Source organism: Gammaproteobacteria bacterium (assembly GCA_014075255.1).
Classification (GTDB): Bacteria; Pseudomonadota; Gammaproteobacteria; order UBA4575; family UBA4575; genus JABDMD01.
This window is the reverse complement of record CP046178.1, coordinates 2244310-2260878: the sequence shown is the minus strand read 5'-3', so window position 1 is coordinate 2260878 and position 16569 is coordinate 2244310. Positions and strand designations below refer to the sequence as shown.

The window sequence follows — 16569 nt, the reverse complement described above, 5'->3', positions numbered from 1 at the left end:
ACGTAAGATATCAGATATGTATTCTCAAAGATTTATAAAACTGCAAAAACAGTTAAGAAGGCAAACCGGTAAAGCGATTGCTGACTACCATATGATTGATGATGGTGATCGTATTATGGTGTGCCTCTCTGGTGGAAAAGATTCATATACTTTGCTAGACATGTTATCGCAGCTGCAATCCGTTGCGCCAATTAAATTTGAGCTAATAGCGGTAAATTTAGATCAAAAACAACCTGGCTTCCCAGAACATGTCTTACCCAATTACCTTGATGCACTAAATATTGATTATCGCATTATTGAAAAAGATACCTATAGCATTGTTAAAGAGAAAATTGCACCTGGAAAAACTACTTGCTCGTTATGTTCACGTTTACGTCGCGGAATTCTATACAACACTGCACAAGAATTAGGTGCCAATAAAATTGCACTGGGTCACCACATGGACGACTTAGTCGAAACGATGTTTATAAATATGTTTCATGGTTCGCGACTTAAAACTATGCCACCAAAACTAGTCAGCGATGATAAACGCAATGTGGTAATTCGGCCTTTAGTATATTGCCGCGAAAAAGATACCACTCGCTACGCCGAGCGAAAAGAGTTTCCTATCATTCCATGTAATTTATGTGGATCACAACCAAATTTAGAGCGAACGCGCATAAAAAATATGCTTAAGGAATGGGACAAACAGTCTCCTGACCGTGTGAGCAATATCTTCCGCTCCATGCAAAATATTACTAGCAGTCATTTATTAGACACTAGTTTATTTGACTTCAATACCATGAACTCTGACTCATCAACTAAAGAGAATGAAGAAAAATTAATGTTTAGCGCTTTACCTAACTAAACTTAATTTCTAACTTTTCTTTCTAATTGAGAAAAGAAATGAAAAATTTTCTCGCCCATTATCCTATTTCTAGCCATTTACTTGTAATCATACAAATGACTGGCATTGCTTTTTGTTGCTACCCCGTTGGCCTACTAAATGCAGGTAAAATTTATTGGCTAATTTTTTGTGTATTTGGTGCGATCTTAGGCATACATACACTTTGCTATAACAAAATCGGTAACTTCAGTGTCTATCCGGAAATTAAACATCAGGCAACGCTAATCACTACTGGACCTTATCGTTATATTCGACACCCCATGTATACAAGTTTAATTGCGATGATGTTAGGCATTACACTTTATAACTTTCACTGGGTGAATGCGGTGGGTTTGGTGATGGTAATGAGTTCTGTTATAAAAAAAGCTAATAAAGAAGAAAAGCTATTACTTATGAGATTTGTTGAATACCTTAATTATCAACGGAAAAGCTATCGATTTTTACCATATATATACTAGTCAACGGAGTTTTAAGCTTACTGTCATGGCATAATATTTTTACTAAAAATGTGAAAAAGAAACATCATGCTTAACATAGTAATAATACTGGCATTACTCGGAACCATATCAGCGCTGGGTTTAGGCTTATTATCAATGGGAATCGGCGGTTCACTTGATAAAGATTTTGGTGAACGCTTTATGTGGATTCGCATAGGTCTCCAAGCGGCTACGGTTATCTTGATCATCGGCGCACTATTCCTTACCAAAGCTTAAAATCAACAAAACGGCTGTTTTCAATGTAAAACAGCAAATATTTTGTGGTTATTAGAGGATTCGTTCGTACTCCTCTATAATTCGCGGCCGTTTGCATAAAACACTCTCGGGCCAACTACATAATGCGCATAGCAACTAGCTCAAATTATGTACGCTGTCGCTTGATCGTTACTCTTTTGTACTAGATCGATTCAGGCCCAAAGCATCTAAAATGCACAACTATTATATATAAGTATAAATACACCCAGGTTTTTGAGTCGAGATGAGAATTTTTAATAAGCCCACCACTATTAAATCCCACATGGGGCAATCCAACCAGGGGCTATACGACCCTGCCTATGAACATGATGCCTGTGGCGTTGGTTTTGTAGTGGATATTAAAGGTCGCAAGTCACACAAGATTGTAGACAATGCAGTAACCATTCTTAAGAACCTAATCCATCGCGGCGCATGTGGCTGTGAAGAGAATACCGGTGATGGTGTGGGTATGCTTACCCAACTACCGCATAAGTTTTTTGTTCGCGTTTGCAATGAGCTTGGATTCGAACTACCAGAATACGGCCAATACGGTGCAGGCATGGTGTTTTTACCAAACGATGTCACCCAACAAAAGCACTGTATAGAAGAGTTTCATAAAATTATTGCAGAAGAAGGCCAACAGGTTTTAGGTTGGCGAGATGTACCAATCGATTCATCTTCTCTGGGTTCAATGGCTAAAGATGGTGAACCAACGTTTAAACAGATTTTTATTGGCCGCAGCGCAGATATAAATGATGAAATATCTTTTGAACGTAAATTATATGTAATTCGTAAGCGCATCGAACATACCATTTATAATAATGTAGAACTTTCTGAGCGTGAGCATTTTTATATCCCATCACTCTCACACCGTACCTGTATATACAAAGGTATGCTTACCGGTTCGCAATTTGAACCCATGTTTCCAGATGTATCTGAACCTGATTTTGAATCGGCCATGGCGTTGGTACATCAACGCTTTTCCACCAACACTTTCCCTGCTTGGGAACTTGCCCATCCATTTCGTTATGTTGCACACAATGGTGAAATTAATACTGCACGTGGCAATGCAAACTGGATGCGTGCACGTGAACCGCTATGCAAGTCAGATGTGTTTGGTGAAGATTTAGAAAAATTATTCCCTATCGTATTAGAAGGCGGCAGTGACTCCGCTACATTTGATAACGTAATGGAATTTTTACATATGAGTGGCCGGCCACTTTCTCATGCTGTGCTAATGATGATTCCTGAAGCTTGGAGTGGGCATGAAACCATGGATCCTGCTCGCAAAGCCTTTTATGAGTATCACGCCTGTTTAATGGAACCTTGGGATGGCCCAGCTTCGATTGCATTTACCGATGGCAATGTTATGGGAGCCGTTCTAGATCGTAATGGTCTGCGTCCATCACGTTACTATGTCACTAAAGATGACATGGTAGTTATGGCTTCTGAAGTTGGCGTGCTAGATATTCCGCCAGAAAACATATTAATTAAAGATCGTTTGCATCCAGGACGAATCTTTATGGTGGATACTGAACAAGGTCGCATAATCGATGATGAAGAGATTAAAAAAGAATTTGCTGAACAACATCCTTATGAACAATGGTTAAAAGAAAATCTAGTTGCATTAGAAGATTTACCTGTACCTAAAGATGTAGATACAGGTGACAAAGACACCTTGTTACAACGACAACAAGCATTCGGCTATACACACGAAGATTTACGCGTGCTCATGGCACCTATGGCAGCCAATGGCCTAGAGCCAACAGGCTCAATGGGTACCGACACTGCACTAGCTGTGTTATCGAATCGCTCACGCTTACTATATGACTATTTCAAGCAGTTGTTTGCGCAGGTTACCAATCCACCTTTAGATGGCATACGTGAAGAATTGGTTACCCAAGTAGCAACCACTGTTGGACCAGAAAAAAACTTATTAGAGGCCACTGCAGATAGCTGTAAACAAGTCAGACTGCCTTCGCCTATTCTTGCTAATAATGGTTTAGCTCGAATACGTGAAATAGCGGATGCCGGCTTAAAATCTAAAACCATACCTATTTTATATCGTGTTGCGGATGCAGGCGCAGGATTAGATAAAGCCCTTAAAAGTGTATTTGCTGATATTGATGCAGCGATTACAGATGGATATGCAAATATTATTCTTTCGGATCGTGGTATCACTCAAGAACTAGCAGCGATTCCTGCTCTTCTTGCTACTGCAGGTGTACACCATCATTTAATTCGTTCTGGTACGCGCACTAAAGTGGGGTTAATTCTTGAATCGGGCGAACCGCGTGAAATACATCATTTTGCAGTACTAATCGGTTATGGCATTGGTGCCATTAACCCGTACCTTGCACTTGAATCATTAGGCGACATGATCGGTAAAGGTCATTTGCCTGAAATGCCATTAGAAAAAGCAGTACAAAATTACACAAAGGCCATTAACAAAGGCTTAACCAAGACCATGGCGAAGATGGGTATTTCTACAGTGCAATCCTATCGTGGCGCACAAGTATTTGAAGCGATCGGTCTTAATAAAGAATTTGTAGACCAATATTTTACTTGGACTGCTTCACGCATTGGTGGAATCGGTTTAGAAGAAGTTGCAAAAGAGATGAGTATTCGACATCACAATGCATTCCCTGAGCGTACAGCTAAACGTCCTGACCTAGATTGGGGCGGTGAATACCAATGGCGTCGTGATGGTGAATATCATTTATTTAACCCTGATACCGTTTTCAAGTTGCAACATTCAACACGTTCCGGACAGTTCAGTATATTTAAAGAATATACTGACAAAGTAAACGAACAAAATGAAAACTTGGCCACCTTACGTGGTTTATTTAATTTTAAATTTTCAGACAACGCAATTCCTATAGAAGAAGTTGAGCCAATTGAGAACATTATGAAACGGTTTTCAACCGGCGCAATGTCTTATGGCTCAATCAGTAAACAAGCACACGAGACTTTAGCCATTGCAATGAATCGCATTGGTGGTAAATCAAATACTGGCGAAGGTGGCGAAGACTCTGATCGATTTACGCCTGATGAAAATGGTGACTCTAGAAGAAGCTCCATCAAACAAGTTGCATCCGGTCGTTTTGGTGTTACTAGTGAATATTTAGTTAATGCCGATGACATCCAAATTAAGATGGCACAGGGCGCAAAGCCGGGGGAAGGCGGGCAATTGCCAGGAACTAAAGTGTATCCGTGGATCGCAAAAGTACGTGGCTCTACTCCAGGAGTTGGATTAATTTCACCACCGCCACATCACGACATTTATTCGATTGAGGATTTAGCCCAGCTAATCTACGATTTAAAAAATTCTAATCCTGAAGCGCGCATTCATGTGAAATTAGTCGCTGAAGTGGGTGTAGGAACTGTTGCCGCGGGTGTAGCAAAAGCTCATTCAGATGTTGTACTGGTATCTGGTTATGATGGCGGCACGGGTGCATCACCCATGAGCTCCTTAAAGCATGCTGGACTGCCATGGGAGTTAGGCTTAGCAGAAACTCAGCAAGTACTAATGATGAATGGCTTACGTGACCGTATTGTTGTGCAAACTGATGGGCAATTAAAAACCGGACGCGATGTGATCGTTGCGGCTTTACTAGGTGCTGAAGAATTTGGTTTCTCGACAGCGCCACTTGTAGTGATGGGTTGTATTATGATGCGTGTTTGTCACTTAAACACCTGCCCAGTAGGTGTGGCGACTCAAAATCCAGAATTGACTAAGAAATTTACAGGGCAACCTGAATTCGTTGAAAATTTCTTTAAGTTTATTGCCGAAGAAGTTCGCGAATACATGGCAAAACTTGGATTCAGGACATTTGAGGAAATGATTGGGCAAGTGAAGCGTTTAGATGTGAATAACGCTATAGATCACTGGAAAGCGCACGGACTTGATTTCAGTAGCATTCTGCACACACCAACCAATCCAATGAACACTAAGTCGTATTGCACCACCACACAAGATCATGGTCTTGAGCAATCATTGGACGTCACTCAATTAGTGCCACTATCTCAAGATGCAATTGATAACGGCAAAGCAGTAGAAGTTTCGCTGGAAGTAAAAAATATCCATCGCTCAGTGGGTACCATTTTGGGTTATCACATTACTAAGCGTTATGGTGCAGCAGGCTTACCAGAAGATACGGTTAAAGCTCACTTCCATGGCTCAGCAGGAATGAGTTTTGGCGCCTTTGTCCCTAAAGGTGTCACCATGACCTTAGAAGGTGATGCGAATGATTATTTAGGAAAAGGTTTATCTGGTGGAAAAATTATTGTTTACCCATCCAGTAAATCTACTTTCATACCCGAAGAAAATATTATTGTCGGCAACGTGTTGTTATATGGCGCTACATCTGGTGAAGCCTACATTCGCGGCATGGCAGGCGAACGTTTTTGCGTACGTAATAGTGGTGTGCATACAGTAGTTGAAGGGATAGGCGATCACGGGTGTGAATACATGACGGGTGGCCGCGTAGTAGTCATTGGGCCTACAGGCCGTAATTTTGCAGCAGGAATGTCCGGCGGTGAAGCTTACGTGTTAGCCAACAAAGAAGAGTTTAAAATATTGTGCAACCTAGAAATGGTTGATCTTGATGAATTGGATGATGAAGATAAAGAAGTGGTTAAGAACTTACTAACTCATCATGGTGACTATACCAAGAGCACCGTTGCTTGCAATATATTAGATAACTGGAATGAATATCAGAGCAAATTTATTAAAGTGATGCCAAAAGATTATAAGCGCGTACTTGCAGCCATAAAGAAAGCTGAAGCAAAGGGGTCCTCAGTGGATGAAGCAGTAATGGAAGCCGCGCACGGGTAATAAAAACAATATGGATTATAAGATGATGATGGAACTTGCACATGGCTAAAGTTACAGGATTTATGGAATACACCAGGGCAAAACAACCGTATCGCCCCGTTGAAGTCCGTCTTAAAGACTGGAGCCAAGTGATGGCTCCATGGCCTATTGACCCACTACAAGACCAAGCTGCACGTTGCATGGATTGCGGCATTCCTTTCTGTCATCAAGGCTGTCCCCTTGGTAATTTAATTCCGGATTGGAACGATTTGGTATATCGAGACCAATGGGAAGATGCGATCCAACGACTGCATGCGACTAACAATTTCCCTGAATTCACGGGCACTTTATGTCCTGCGCCATGCGAAGGCTCTTGTGTGCTGGGTATCAATGATGACCCGGTTACTATCAAGGGTATTGAACTCACCATCATCGATAAAGCTTTCGAAAATGGTTTGGTACTGCCTCAAATAACAGAAAATAAAACCGGTAAAAATGTTGCCATTGTTGGTTCTGGTCCAGCAGGCTTAGCAGCCGCCCAACAACTCGCTAGAGCGGGTCATGATGTAACCGTTTTTGAACGCGCTGATCGCATTGGTGGTCTACTGCGTTACGGCATTCCTGAATTTAAAATGGAAAAGAAAGTTATTGATCGTCGCATGGAGCAAATGATTGCCGAAGGCGTAACGTTTAAAACCAACACACATGTAGGCGATAATATTTCCGTTGATGATCTTCGCAATGAGTTTGACGCCTTAATCCTAACAGGTGGTGCATGCGCTGCGCGCGACCTCCCTGCAGAAGGCCGTGAGCTAAAAGGAATTCATCAAGCCATGGAGTTTTTACCTATGCAGAATAAACTCTGCGAAGGTGACTCAATAGCCGATAATTTCATCAATGCAAAAGATAAACATGTCGTCATAATTGGCGGTGGTGATACTGGTGCAGATTGTCTAGGCACTTCGAATCGCCAAGGGGCTAAATCAGTTCATCAATTAGAGATTATGCCAAAACCACCTGAAGCACGCAGCACGAATAATCCATGGCCAGAATGGCCTCGTGTTTTTCGCACGGCTTCTGCACATGAAGAAGGTGTGGAACGAGTTTATTCTGTTTCTACTAAACGTTTTATAGATGATGGCAATGGCAATGTAAAAGCATTGGAACTCATAACGGTCGAAATGAATAATAATGGCCGCATGAGTTTCGAGGAAGTGCCCGGTAGCGAACAAACCCTACCCTGCGACCTAGCCTTGCTTGCTATGGGCTTTATAGGCCCAGAAAAACCTGGCATGTTAGAACAACTTGGAGTCGAACTTGACGCCCGTGGCAATGTAGTTTGTGATCAAAACTGGATGACGAATGTTGATGGTGTTTTCACCGCAGGTGATATGCAGCGCGGACAAAGTCTCATTGTATGGGCTATTGCCGAAGGACGCAGTGCTGCGCGAGGGGTGGATAGTTTCTTAATGGGCGCTAGCGAATTACCAGCTCCTGTATCTCCTGACAGTATGGGCCAATAAATTGACGACACTGCCATTTAGCGAGTTAGTTCGAACGGCTATCAGGAAGCGGTTTATTACATACGTAAACTAATCAACCATACAACCTTATAACAAGGTGGAGTGAAGTATGGAATGGTTAGTTCTAGGCGCGCTGATTTTAATCGGTGCATCGATCATAAAATGGCTTACTGAAAGAAATGCTAAAAAATCAGAAACTAAAGCCGCACAGAAACATGAAATAAGTAAACTGAGACTTGAGCCAAGCGCACGTTTACCTGAAGTTAGTACTCCAACTTATACGTTCCAAGTAAACCAATACATTCTTTCTCGAGCAGAGCAGAATTTTTACAAGGTCTTATCACAAGGTCTTTGCAGTCAATTCATAATATTGATGAAGGTCAGAGTTGCAGATGTACTGCAGCCAACAACAGGTATTTCTAAAAATGAGTGGACTAGCTCATTCAATAAAATTAAATCCAAACATTTTAATTTCTTACTCTGCAGTCAAGACACATATGAAATCATTGCTGCAATTGAGTTAGATGATCGTAGCAACAATCAGGCAGATAGAAAAAAACGCGATGCTTTTCTTAATGCTGCATGTGAAAGTGCAAGCTTTCCATTGATACGAATTACCGCTAGGCAGATATATTCTGCTCAAGAAATTAAATCGGCTGTGCTGGGTAGTCTACGTGATTACAAAATGAGCAAGGCTGCATAACTACATTAGTGTCACATGTGATGAACTAAAAGAGATTGACCAAAAAGTACTAAAAACTAAAACTAAAGAAGTATGGAAATACTATCCCTTAGAACGTAGGCACTAAGGTCTGCTCATTACGCTTGATCATGATGAAGTTGTAGAATGGGATGATAAGTTATAATAACTTTAAAAATGCATTTCTTTCTTGTCACATAGTGAGCGTAATTTTGACGCTCTATCCGTAGTTACCGTTTGTCGGTTTTTATTTGCCGTTCATTTCAGCCTAACTTTACCTTTATAATCAGATGGTGAACCCTAACCCTGCTCAACTAGAGGAGAGAGCATGGCACATTTCCAAGAACGGAGAACGGGTGGCGAGCGTCGCCAATTCAAGGGTGAAGACAGAAGGAAATCATCTGATCGCCGCGACAACATTGAAGGGAATGTAGAATTTATTGAACGCGCAAGATTCAAAGCTTGGATGGTTATGACAGACAAAAACACCAAAGATCAATCAAATTCATAAGCTCTACATAAATTTTAAATTTGCAATACTAACAACACACTATGTAAAAACTTAAGTCACTTACAGCCTCTAAGCTAAGTCAGCCCTTCTATCGGGAGCCATACTCTCAGCATGATTTAATATTGCATTATTGAGCATATGAACAGGACGATTACTAAAACATTAATACCTTGGATAACCGTCATTTCTCTCTTCCTATTTGGTTATTATTTATCATCCCACAGCACCACATCTGCGAATAACCGTGTTGCCTCTCTACAAAACGATTCTTCTAAAAGTCAGTTGGGTGATATAGATTATTCAGTAAGACAGAAATTAATAAATGATTTTGAAGTGGCTTTTCTCAAGCAATACACACCCCTAATCGGCTGCAAAGTACTAGATAGTGAAGTTAAATCTACTGAGTGCAGACAACATTTAGAACGAGCTAAAAACGATTTCAAACAGCAGTTTATAAAAAACCGTGGGCTACCTAAAGATACTTTTGAAGACTTAAAACTAAGCTTTATTGATTAAATTATATTAATCATCATTTCTTTGTAGCCATTTTTTTACCAATTAGAAGCATACGAATTACTCGCTCTGCTGCATTGGCTAGGTCTTGTTTAGAATTTTGAATTGCTATTTCTAAGGTCATGTCTTTAGCTGCGGCACTTTCAATGCAATCAATTCCGTGATCAAACACTTGCCTTGCGTCATCAGACAACGCTCCGCCAATTGCAATAACTGGGACATTATATTTCTTAGCAGCTTTTGCTACACCTGATGGAGTTTTACCAAAGGCTGTTTGAAAATCTACGCGTCCTTCACCCGTTAGCACTAAATCCGCACCTTTAATATACTTAGCAAGATTGGTTGCTTGTACTACAATATCAATTCCACTTTCTAGTTTAGCACCTGCAAATGCCACTAAGCCTGCACCTAAACCACCTGCAGCTCCCGCTCCTGGCATACGACCAACATCTTGCTTGAGATCTCGCTTCATCAATTTACTTAGATTTTTTAAATTTTCATCTAGTTGTTGCACCATTTTTGACGTAGCCCCTTTCTGTGGACCGAACACATGGGATGCACCTTTTTTCCCAAACAATGGATTTTTAACGTCACAGGCAACTACAATTTTTGTCTTGGCAACACGTGGATCAATGGTTTGCGCATCAATACTAGCCACTTTTGCAATCATGCCGCCTGATCCAAGTTCTTTAATCTCCTTTCCACTGGCATTTAGAAAGCGCACACCTAAAGCTTGCGCCATGCCAACGCCACCGTCATTTGTTGCTGAACCACCAATTCCAATAATGACCTTTTTAGCACCTTTGTTAATCGCATCTAAAATTAACTGGCCAGTACCATAGGTAGTAGTCTTCAATGGGTTTTTCTCACGCCCTTTAACTAACGGCAAACCTGATGCTTCTGCCATTTCAATCACCGCAGTTTTATCTTTAGCCAGCCAGCCATATTTTGCGGTTACTAGCTTACCAGCAGGGCCTTTAACTTTTTTTGAAACGAACCTTCCTTTTGCTGCATCTACCATAGATTGCACTGTACCTTCACCGCCGTCCGCCATAGGTACTTTTACACATTTAACTTTTGGTAAAACACGTTTTATACCTTTCTCCAAACAATTTGCCACCTCTAAAGAAGTGAGGTTTCCTTTAAAAGAATCAGGAGCAATAACAATTTTTTTCATAATGAATTACTTTTATAAAGTTCAAGAAACATTATATAAGAGCCAGTCATCAAAGCCATATCATCAAGAAGTGATACAAACATTACTGGTCAGCATAGGCCAAATTAATCCTAGCATGCAGCTTGGAAGAAAAGTTTTCCTCATCTTGATATTCATTGACTATGTGGTCAATGCGCGAGGCCTCATAAGCCTGATAATAAGGTAAATGAGTATCCATTTTACCTAGCTCATGTAATAGCTCTCCAGCTTTGGCCGGGAATATCGTTTCCAAACGAAGCCCAATTTTTTGTTGATAATGACGATCAATATGCTTCACTAAGGTAGTAGTGCAATTATCACGCAAAGTACGATAAAACTGCGGCTTAGCATTTAGTGAATTCGCGGACTTTGATAAATCGTTAAACAAGGAATTCATAAATTCAGGTTCAGCCTTGATAGGATAAAGGTGAATTTTCGACCCTCTATGCACTGCACGTAGTGTTAGGAGATCACGCTCTGAACCAATAACATATATCAATTCTAGCTGTTTCAATGCGCCTGCCACTAGACTATATGCTTCATTCTTTTCTTTGCGTGATTCAACTGAAATAATGACATGACCTTGATCTGCAAATTCAAAATCGAGCATGGTATGTGCCATATATTTTGAATCATGAAATGGCACTACTATAAGTGAAAGACTCTTTAACTTACTTAAATTATAGCTGCGCGTTTCCCAATTCTGATCACTGCTGTTAATATCTTGCCAGGTGAAATTGCGAAATTTTTCTATCGTAATCACATCATCTTCTATATTAATTCGAGGCAATACTGATACCTCTGTCAACCAATCTAAATCATTACTAGCTTGTATAGTAGACAACCAAATTAGTAGAACAACTAATATTAATGGTGGCACAATACTTATATAAAGTTTTTTTCCAAAAACAAACAAAACTATAATGCCTGCTAAAAAAATGAATAATCCTAGCTTCCTAGGAAAATTCAAAAAATGATGTAGCATTAATGTATTCATTCCCCAAATAAGCATTAGTAGTAAATTTTTCATTTTGCATTTAATAAGAATTAATTCTAATTTCTATATTACATCACAGCATTGCTGATTTAGAAAATACCAGCAATAGGTTGATAAAGCTGAAACACTAGTCTAATTAATGATTATTTTTATAAGTAATATATTATTTAATGCCCGCCATCTATCTGAAAATCTACCTTCTTTATTCCCTGTCCAACAGGTCTATTTGCATTATCGCCTACACTAAAATGTGATTAATTTACTTGGATGTAGCAAGGATTTAACCTTATCTGTGAAAAGGGTTTTATTGATGTCTACTTAATTATTTACATGAGTAAATGTTTTTCTTGCCAAAATCTTTTTATAGCATTTGTTGCGCTACAATGTGCTAGTTGCAGTTATGTTCATCACTATCAACAACAATCGCAGTTCTCTCATATACAACACAATATTTCATTATCCACACTAGACAAAGTAAATAAATACACAAGTCGTACTCCATTCCATAAAATCTATGAATTTGAATTTAATAGTTTGCATAATAAGCCTTATGCACTAATTTTTTATATGAGTGAAAGTAGTTTTTCGAAAAGTGTAATTAAACTTCGCGATACGAATGATTTACATCGAAGTGCTATCCGCATTGATGAAAGTAAAAATATCCTTAATGCTCTAAATATAAACTTGCCTAATCCAAATAGCATTATCTGGAAACAGGTAAGCAAAGACATCGAAAAAGATGAGGCGCGTGATGGTTATTTTGTAATGCAAGAATATATTCGACTTAAGATTCGAAATTTGTAAAACAAACTTTCTATACAACCGGCCTACAGATTCACCCTATACCCTATAGGGAACTAACCGTTACTCAGTCACTCTAACTAAAATGAGATTGTTGAGTACCCAGTTAATATCCATGGTATTTATAGGCTTTTTATTGATAAACAATGTAGCTGCTAAAAAAGATCGATATGAGTACGAAGATTGCCTATTAGAGCATTTAGATCATGCAAAATTGGATGTCGCAAGCCGCTTTATTGCGGAGGCCTGTGAGGAAAATTATGGCAGCGGACCCAGCAAAAGCATCATGAGCAATGAACGTCGATATAACGAATGCTTGCTTGACCACATGGTCGGTGTCGAAAGCGTCGATGCTGTTATACGAATACGTAGGGCTTGTGAAAGAAAGCATCGTTAATTTAATTCAATATGCAGCTGACAGATAAACGGTATTATTTAGTCCATTAAAGTTTAACAATGATATTGCAATAGAAATTTTAAAGAGTATAGTTCGCGACCGATGAAATATTTTACGCAACAACAAGCTAAATATACATGCCGCCCAGTGGTTACGTTTACACGTGCCCATAGCATGGCAAATAGAATGAAACACTATATAGAAACGATTATGAAACAAGTGAAACTTATTAAATAGCAAACCTTCTAATTTAAATGGGAGGTGCAGCTCACCTTCCGGATAGAACCTAAAACCCCGGTAGCGTGAGCTTCGGGGTTTTTTAATGCCCAGATTTTAATGAGCTATGAATTTGATATTGGCATTACAGTCATTATTGATGATCCAACTAGAGAACTTTTAACAACTTGAATATAAGGAGACAAACGATGAATTTAGACAAAGTCTTACAAAGCAATGAAAGCGTGAGCTTTATGTTTTTCCTTTCAGGAAAACTATGGTATCGCACTGAAAGTGGATTTAAGTTTCCTGTGCCTATTAAAGGCTCAGGCCAATCGGTTTTTCTTAACGAAGACCGTGTAAACCGCTTTTATCCATATATCAAAGCGCATGCAGAAAAATTAGATAGAGCTAAAGCAGCTTAAATATTAGTTAAGAAAATAATAATTACCTGCTTTAGCATTTATAAATAGAGGTTAAACATGGAAATCAAAGATATAGTAATTAGTAGCAAAGCAAAATTTTTGCGTTGTAAAAATGGTATTGCGTACTACGCTTTAACTGTGCCTTATAGCGAAATGCTATACAGCTTCCCTGTGCCACTAAATACCATGCAAGATGAAGCCTTAGCAGCAGAAAGTCATACTATTTACTTTATGGATTACATACATAAAGCAATTCGAGAGGGCACGCTAATTAAAGAAGCGGCTTAACTCTAATATATAACTTATAAATAAGGAGATGAAAATGACTAGTAAAATCAAGTCGCACCAAAATATGGTGACTAAATTATCGAGGCGCAATCCTTTGCATGATCATCCATTGCTAAGCAAAGGCGGAGGACACCGTAAAACTAACAAATCTAAACGAAATTTAGATAAAGTAAAATTGAAAAAAGAATGGCTTCCCCAAAATATATTCTTAGCAGTATATTTTAGAGAGTCTTTTCTTTTTACATAAGTAAAGTACGCCGACAAAAGAAAACTAGTTTAAATATTGAGTAAAGTTAAATAATAGTTAACTATTATTTAACTTTAGAACACAGTTTTTTACTATTGCAAATAAATAATGAATACGTTAGCCTGCGCTTGATTTCTAAACACATCGTATATTAAGTTTTATCAGCTAACATATGATGTTTACATTACACATCTATACTAATAATCAGTAATGGGGAGTTCAAATGAGTAAAGCCTTAATACTATTCCTAGGTTTACTACTGCTAGCCATTCTTGGCTACTTTTGCATCTACAATAACAGCTCCAGAATTCAAATCGATATTGATGCTCGAACACGTGCAGTACTCACAGAACATGGGTTAGACAATATTACAGTAGGTACTGATGGTCGAGAAATTGTACTAACGGGTTTGGTTTCAAATGAAGTCGTCAGACGACAGGCAGAAGAATATGCTCGAAAAGTTTATGGCGTTCGTACAGTAGACAATAAATTATCTGTTGCGGCACCTGAGCCAGTTGTTGAACCTGATAAAAACCCCGAGCCTGTTAAAAAAGTTATTCAGCAGCCTAAATTGGAAGTGCTACCTGAATTCACTTGTCAACAAGACTTTAATGCACTACTAAGTAGTAATGGAATACACTTTGCCACCAACAGTGCCGATATTGACCCTTCAAGTAATCGTCTTTTAAACGACCTAATTGAAGTTGCAAATCAGTGCCCTGAGGCCAAAATTGAAATTGGTGGACACACCGATTCTAGTGGTAGCAATGCTCACAATTTACGTCTAAGTCAGGCACGCGCATCCTCTGTTATGGACTATTTAGCAGCGAATGAAATAGATGCAATACGGTTAACTGCTGTCGGCTATGGTGAAAACAACCCAATTGCTGATAACGAAAGTGATGAGGGTAAGGCAAAAAACAGAAGAATTGAATTTAACGTAAAGGGGCTTTCACAATGAGTTATTTAATTCAACAAATGTGGTTATGTTTACTGCTTGCAGCATTACTTGGCGCACTAATTGGCTGGTGGTTAGCTAAATCATCATGTCGAAATCAGCTGGACGATTTAGATAAGAGTTGGCGTCGCAAGTTAGAAGACAAAGAGAGTAACTACACTAAAAGGCTCACAGAAGTTAGCAAACCTGCTGCCACGGGTACTGTTGACTCAATGATTTCAATGGCGGAGCAAACCAGTTACGAAGTCGAAGAAATAGAAGGCATAGGTAAGAGTTATGGTAAAAAACTTCGCGATATGGGAATTTCAACCACTGAGCAGTTACTGAATCAATGCTGCATTATGAACGGTCGCGTGACTGTATCAGAACATGTTGGTATCGAAGACTTTGTCGTACAAAAGTGGGCAAGTATGTCTGATTTAATGCGCATAAGCGGCATAGAAGGCCAGTTCTCTGAACTTATCGTCTACTCCGGAATTGATTCTGTACAAGACTTAGGCCAACAGAATGCAGGCGCACTACATAGCAAACTATTTACAACAAACCAGCAACAAAACCGCGTGAAAACAATTCCAGATGAGTCTTCTTTAGACCTGATGATTAACCAAGCAAAGTCATTAAAAGTTATCATGCAAGATAACTGATCGCTACAGAATTTAGTATTAATTCTGGCTTACGCAAATACTCAGGAGTAGTTTTAAAATATTTCGGGAGTGCACTTTTTATAGCTCGCCCCAGCTTTTACGTCTACGCCAAGGCACTCTGGTTAGCACCAAACCCAATGCCAAACTACCAATGGCCGTTAAAGCGCCAGTAACAAACCATTTTCGATCTTTGTGAATTGATTTGAATTCACGATTTTCTTTTTTAATTTCTTCCACCTGTGCACGCTCATCTTCAAGAGTTTTTTTCAGTTTTTGATTTTCCTGCTGCAATTCCAAAGGTCGCTTAGCAGCATTCTTTACCTTAGCAAGCTCAGTTGATAACTTAATAGTACGTTCCTTAACCTGAGTATCAAAATTAGCTTTTAACAGATCATATTCTTTTTTCAAAGCTTCATGCTGTGCACGACCTGCAGGCTCATTAATTAAATAACTTTCTAGCATCCAGCCCACTTTCTTATCCTGAGTAGCCACCATAACGTAACCTTCGTCACGATTAGTTTTTAATACTTTTACAGGTGTACCACTTATTAACTGCGCAACAATATCACTATTGAGACTCATGTTCCGATGTATGGTGATTTCCAATTCATCGGTCACATATCGAACATCTTCAGCATGCACATTCACACTGCTTACAGTTAACGTTAACATCAACATTACTGGAAATCGTTTGTGAAATAGATTATGAAACACGAATAAA

The 16569-nt window shown here is 39.2% G+C and carries 18 protein-coding genes; 15 read left to right on the top strand and 3 right to left on the bottom strand.

The window, feature by feature from the left end; all coding sequences use genetic code 11:
* Window positions 1-16: 16 nt before the first annotated feature.
* The 8 genes from ttcA to GKR92_11480 all read left to right on the top strand — a co-directional run bounded on the left by ttcA (window position 17) and on the right by GKR92_11480 (window position 9683).
* Window positions 17-847: a tRNA 2-thiocytidine(32) synthetase TtcA gene (gene ttcA, locus GKR92_11515; protein ID QMU62288.1), complete on the top strand. Its 831-nt coding sequence runs from the start codon at window positions 17-19 to the stop codon at window positions 845-847.
* Window positions 848-885: 38 nt separating this feature from the next.
* Window positions 886-1344, top strand: coding sequence for an isoprenylcysteine carboxylmethyltransferase family protein (locus GKR92_11510; GenBank protein ID QMU62287.1), 459 nt, complete (start codon window positions 886-888; stop codon window positions 1342-1344).
* Window positions 1345-1410: 66 nt separating this feature from the next.
* Window positions 1411-1599 (top strand): hypothetical protein, encoded by a 189-nt coding sequence (locus tag GKR92_11505; protein ID QMU62286.1) that lies wholly within the window; start codon window positions 1411-1413, stop codon window positions 1597-1599.
* A 301-nt stretch (window positions 1600-1900) separates the two neighbouring features.
* The gene (gene gltB / locus GKR92_11500; GenBank protein ID QMU62285.1) at window positions 1901-6454 is read left to right on the top strand and encodes a glutamate synthase large subunit; all 4554 of its coding nucleotides are present in this window, start codon (window positions 1901-1903) and stop codon (window positions 6452-6454) included.
* A gap of 41 nt (window positions 6455-6495) precedes the next feature.
* Window positions 6496-7956, top strand: a complete 1461-nt coding sequence (gltD, locus tag GKR92_11495) for a glutamate synthase small subunit (GenBank protein ID QMU62284.1) — start codon at window positions 6496-6498, stop codon at window positions 7954-7956.
* Window positions 7957-8065: 109 nt separating this feature from the next.
* Window positions 8066-8659 (top strand): DUF2726 domain-containing protein, encoded by a 594-nt coding sequence (locus GKR92_11490; protein ID QMU62283.1) that lies wholly within the window; start codon window positions 8066-8068, stop codon window positions 8657-8659.
* 325 nt (window positions 8660-8984) lie between these two features.
* Window positions 8985-9167, top strand: a complete 183-nt coding sequence (locus tag GKR92_11485; protein ID QMU62282.1) for a hypothetical protein — start codon at window positions 8985-8987, stop codon at window positions 9165-9167.
* A gap of 138 nt (window positions 9168-9305) precedes the next feature.
* The gene (locus tag GKR92_11480) at window positions 9306-9683 is read left to right on the top strand and encodes a hypothetical protein (protein ID QMU62281.1); all 378 of its coding nucleotides are present in this window, start codon (window positions 9306-9308) and stop codon (window positions 9681-9683) included.
* Between the two features lie 13 nt (window positions 9684-9696).
* Here the strand turns inward: GKR92_11480 and GKR92_11475 are convergent, their stop codons facing one another.
* Together GKR92_11475 and GKR92_11470 are read right to left on the bottom strand one after the other, a co-directional pair.
* Window positions 9697-10857, bottom strand: coding sequence for a glycerate kinase (locus GKR92_11475; GenBank protein ID QMU62280.1), 1161 nt, complete (start codon window positions 10855-10857; stop codon window positions 9697-9699).
* A gap of 82 nt (window positions 10858-10939) precedes the next feature.
* Complete coding sequence (locus GKR92_11470) at window positions 10940-11905, bottom strand: DUF4105 domain-containing protein (protein QMU62279.1); 966 nt, start codon at window positions 11903-11905, stop codon at window positions 10940-10942.
* A 534-nt stretch (window positions 11906-12439) separates the two neighbouring features.
* Here GKR92_11470 and GKR92_11465 point away from each other — a divergent pair.
* The 7 genes from GKR92_11465 (at window position 12440) to GKR92_11435 (ending at window position 15848) form a co-directional block, all read left to right on the top strand.
* Complete coding sequence (locus tag GKR92_11465; GenBank protein QMU62278.1) at window positions 12440-12676, top strand: hypothetical protein; 237 nt, start codon at window positions 12440-12442, stop codon at window positions 12674-12676.
* 82 nt (window positions 12677-12758) lie between these two features.
* Window positions 12759-13070 carry a hypothetical protein gene (locus GKR92_11460; protein QMU62277.1) on the top strand — a complete coding sequence of 104 codons (312 nt, stop codon included), beginning with the start codon at window positions 12759-12761 and terminating at the stop codon, window positions 13068-13070.
* Window positions 13071-13495: 425 nt separating this feature from the next.
* Entirely contained in the window at window positions 13496-13711 is a 216-nt protein-coding gene (locus GKR92_11455; GenBank protein QMU62276.1) for a hypothetical protein, read from the top strand.
* Between the two features lie 57 nt (window positions 13712-13768).
* Window positions 13769-13999 (top strand): hypothetical protein, encoded by a 231-nt coding sequence (locus GKR92_11450; GenBank protein QMU62275.1) that lies wholly within the window; start codon window positions 13769-13771, stop codon window positions 13997-13999.
* 34 nt (window positions 14000-14033) lie between these two features.
* Entirely contained in the window at window positions 14034-14246 is a 213-nt protein-coding gene (locus GKR92_11445) for a hypothetical protein (GenBank protein QMU62274.1), read from the top strand.
* A 223-nt stretch (window positions 14247-14469) separates the two neighbouring features.
* A complete protein-coding gene (locus GKR92_11440; GenBank protein ID QMU62273.1) occupies window positions 14470-15207 on the top strand; it encodes an OmpA family protein in 738 nt (245 codons plus the stop codon).
* Window positions 15204-15848 carry a DUF4332 domain-containing protein gene (locus tag GKR92_11435; GenBank protein QMU62272.1) on the top strand — a complete coding sequence of 215 codons (645 nt, stop codon included), beginning with the start codon at window positions 15204-15206 and terminating at the stop codon, window positions 15846-15848. Before GKR92_11440 ends, GKR92_11435 begins: the two co-directional genes overlap by 4 nt.
* Before the next feature lie 78 nt (window positions 15849-15926).
* Here GKR92_11435 and GKR92_11430 read toward each other — a convergent pair whose 3' ends face one another.
* Complete coding sequence (locus tag GKR92_11430; GenBank protein QMU62271.1) at window positions 15927-16562, bottom strand: TIGR04211 family SH3 domain-containing protein; 636 nt, start codon at window positions 16560-16562, stop codon at window positions 15927-15929.
* Between the last annotated feature and the right edge of the window lie 7 nt (window positions 16563-16569).

Bases quoted from the DNA above. Each gene is read 5' to 3' on its own strand.
- ttcA (QMU62288.1), top strand. From the start codon at position 17: ATGTATTCTCAAAGATTTATAAAACTGCAAAAACAGTTAAGAAGGCAA.
- GKR92_11510 (QMU62287.1), top strand. From the start codon at position 886: ATGAAAAATTTTCTCGCCCATTATCCTATTTCTAGCCATTTACTTGTA.
- GKR92_11505 (QMU62286.1), top strand. From the start codon at position 1,411: ATGCTTAACATAGTAATAATACTGGCATTACTCGGAACCATATCAGCG.
- gltB (QMU62285.1), top strand. From the start codon at position 1,901: ATGGGGCAATCCAACCAGGGGCTATACGACCCTGCCTATGAACATGAT.
- gltD (QMU62284.1), top strand. From the start codon at position 6,496: ATGGCTAAAGTTACAGGATTTATGGAATACACCAGGGCAAAACAACCG.
- GKR92_11490 (QMU62283.1), top strand. From the start codon at position 8,066: ATGGAATGGTTAGTTCTAGGCGCGCTGATTTTAATCGGTGCATCGATC.
- GKR92_11485 (QMU62282.1), top strand. From the start codon at position 8,985: ATGGCACATTTCCAAGAACGGAGAACGGGTGGCGAGCGTCGCCAATTC.
- GKR92_11480 (QMU62281.1), top strand. From the start codon at position 9,306: ATGAACAGGACGATTACTAAAACATTAATACCTTGGATAACCGTCATT.
- GKR92_11475 (QMU62280.1), bottom strand. From the start codon at position 10,857: ATGAAAAAAATTGTTATTGCTCCTGATTCTTTTAAAGGAAACCTCACT.
- GKR92_11470 (QMU62279.1), bottom strand. From the start codon at position 11,905: ATGAAAAATTTACTACTAATGCTTATTTGGGGAATGAATACATTAATG.
- GKR92_11465 (QMU62278.1), top strand. From the start codon at position 12,440: ATGAGTGAAAGTAGTTTTTCGAAAAGTGTAATTAAACTTCGCGATACG.
- GKR92_11460 (QMU62277.1), top strand. From the start codon at position 12,759: ATGAGATTGTTGAGTACCCAGTTAATATCCATGGTATTTATAGGCTTT.
- GKR92_11455 (QMU62276.1), top strand. From the start codon at position 13,496: ATGAATTTAGACAAAGTCTTACAAAGCAATGAAAGCGTGAGCTTTATG.
- GKR92_11450 (QMU62275.1), top strand. From the start codon at position 13,769: ATGGAAATCAAAGATATAGTAATTAGTAGCAAAGCAAAATTTTTGCGT.
- GKR92_11445 (QMU62274.1), top strand. From the start codon at position 14,034: ATGACTAGTAAAATCAAGTCGCACCAAAATATGGTGACTAAATTATCG.
- GKR92_11440 (QMU62273.1), top strand. From the start codon at position 14,470: ATGAGTAAAGCCTTAATACTATTCCTAGGTTTACTACTGCTAGCCATT.
- GKR92_11435 (QMU62272.1), top strand. From the start codon at position 15,204: ATGAGTTATTTAATTCAACAAATGTGGTTATGTTTACTGCTTGCAGCA.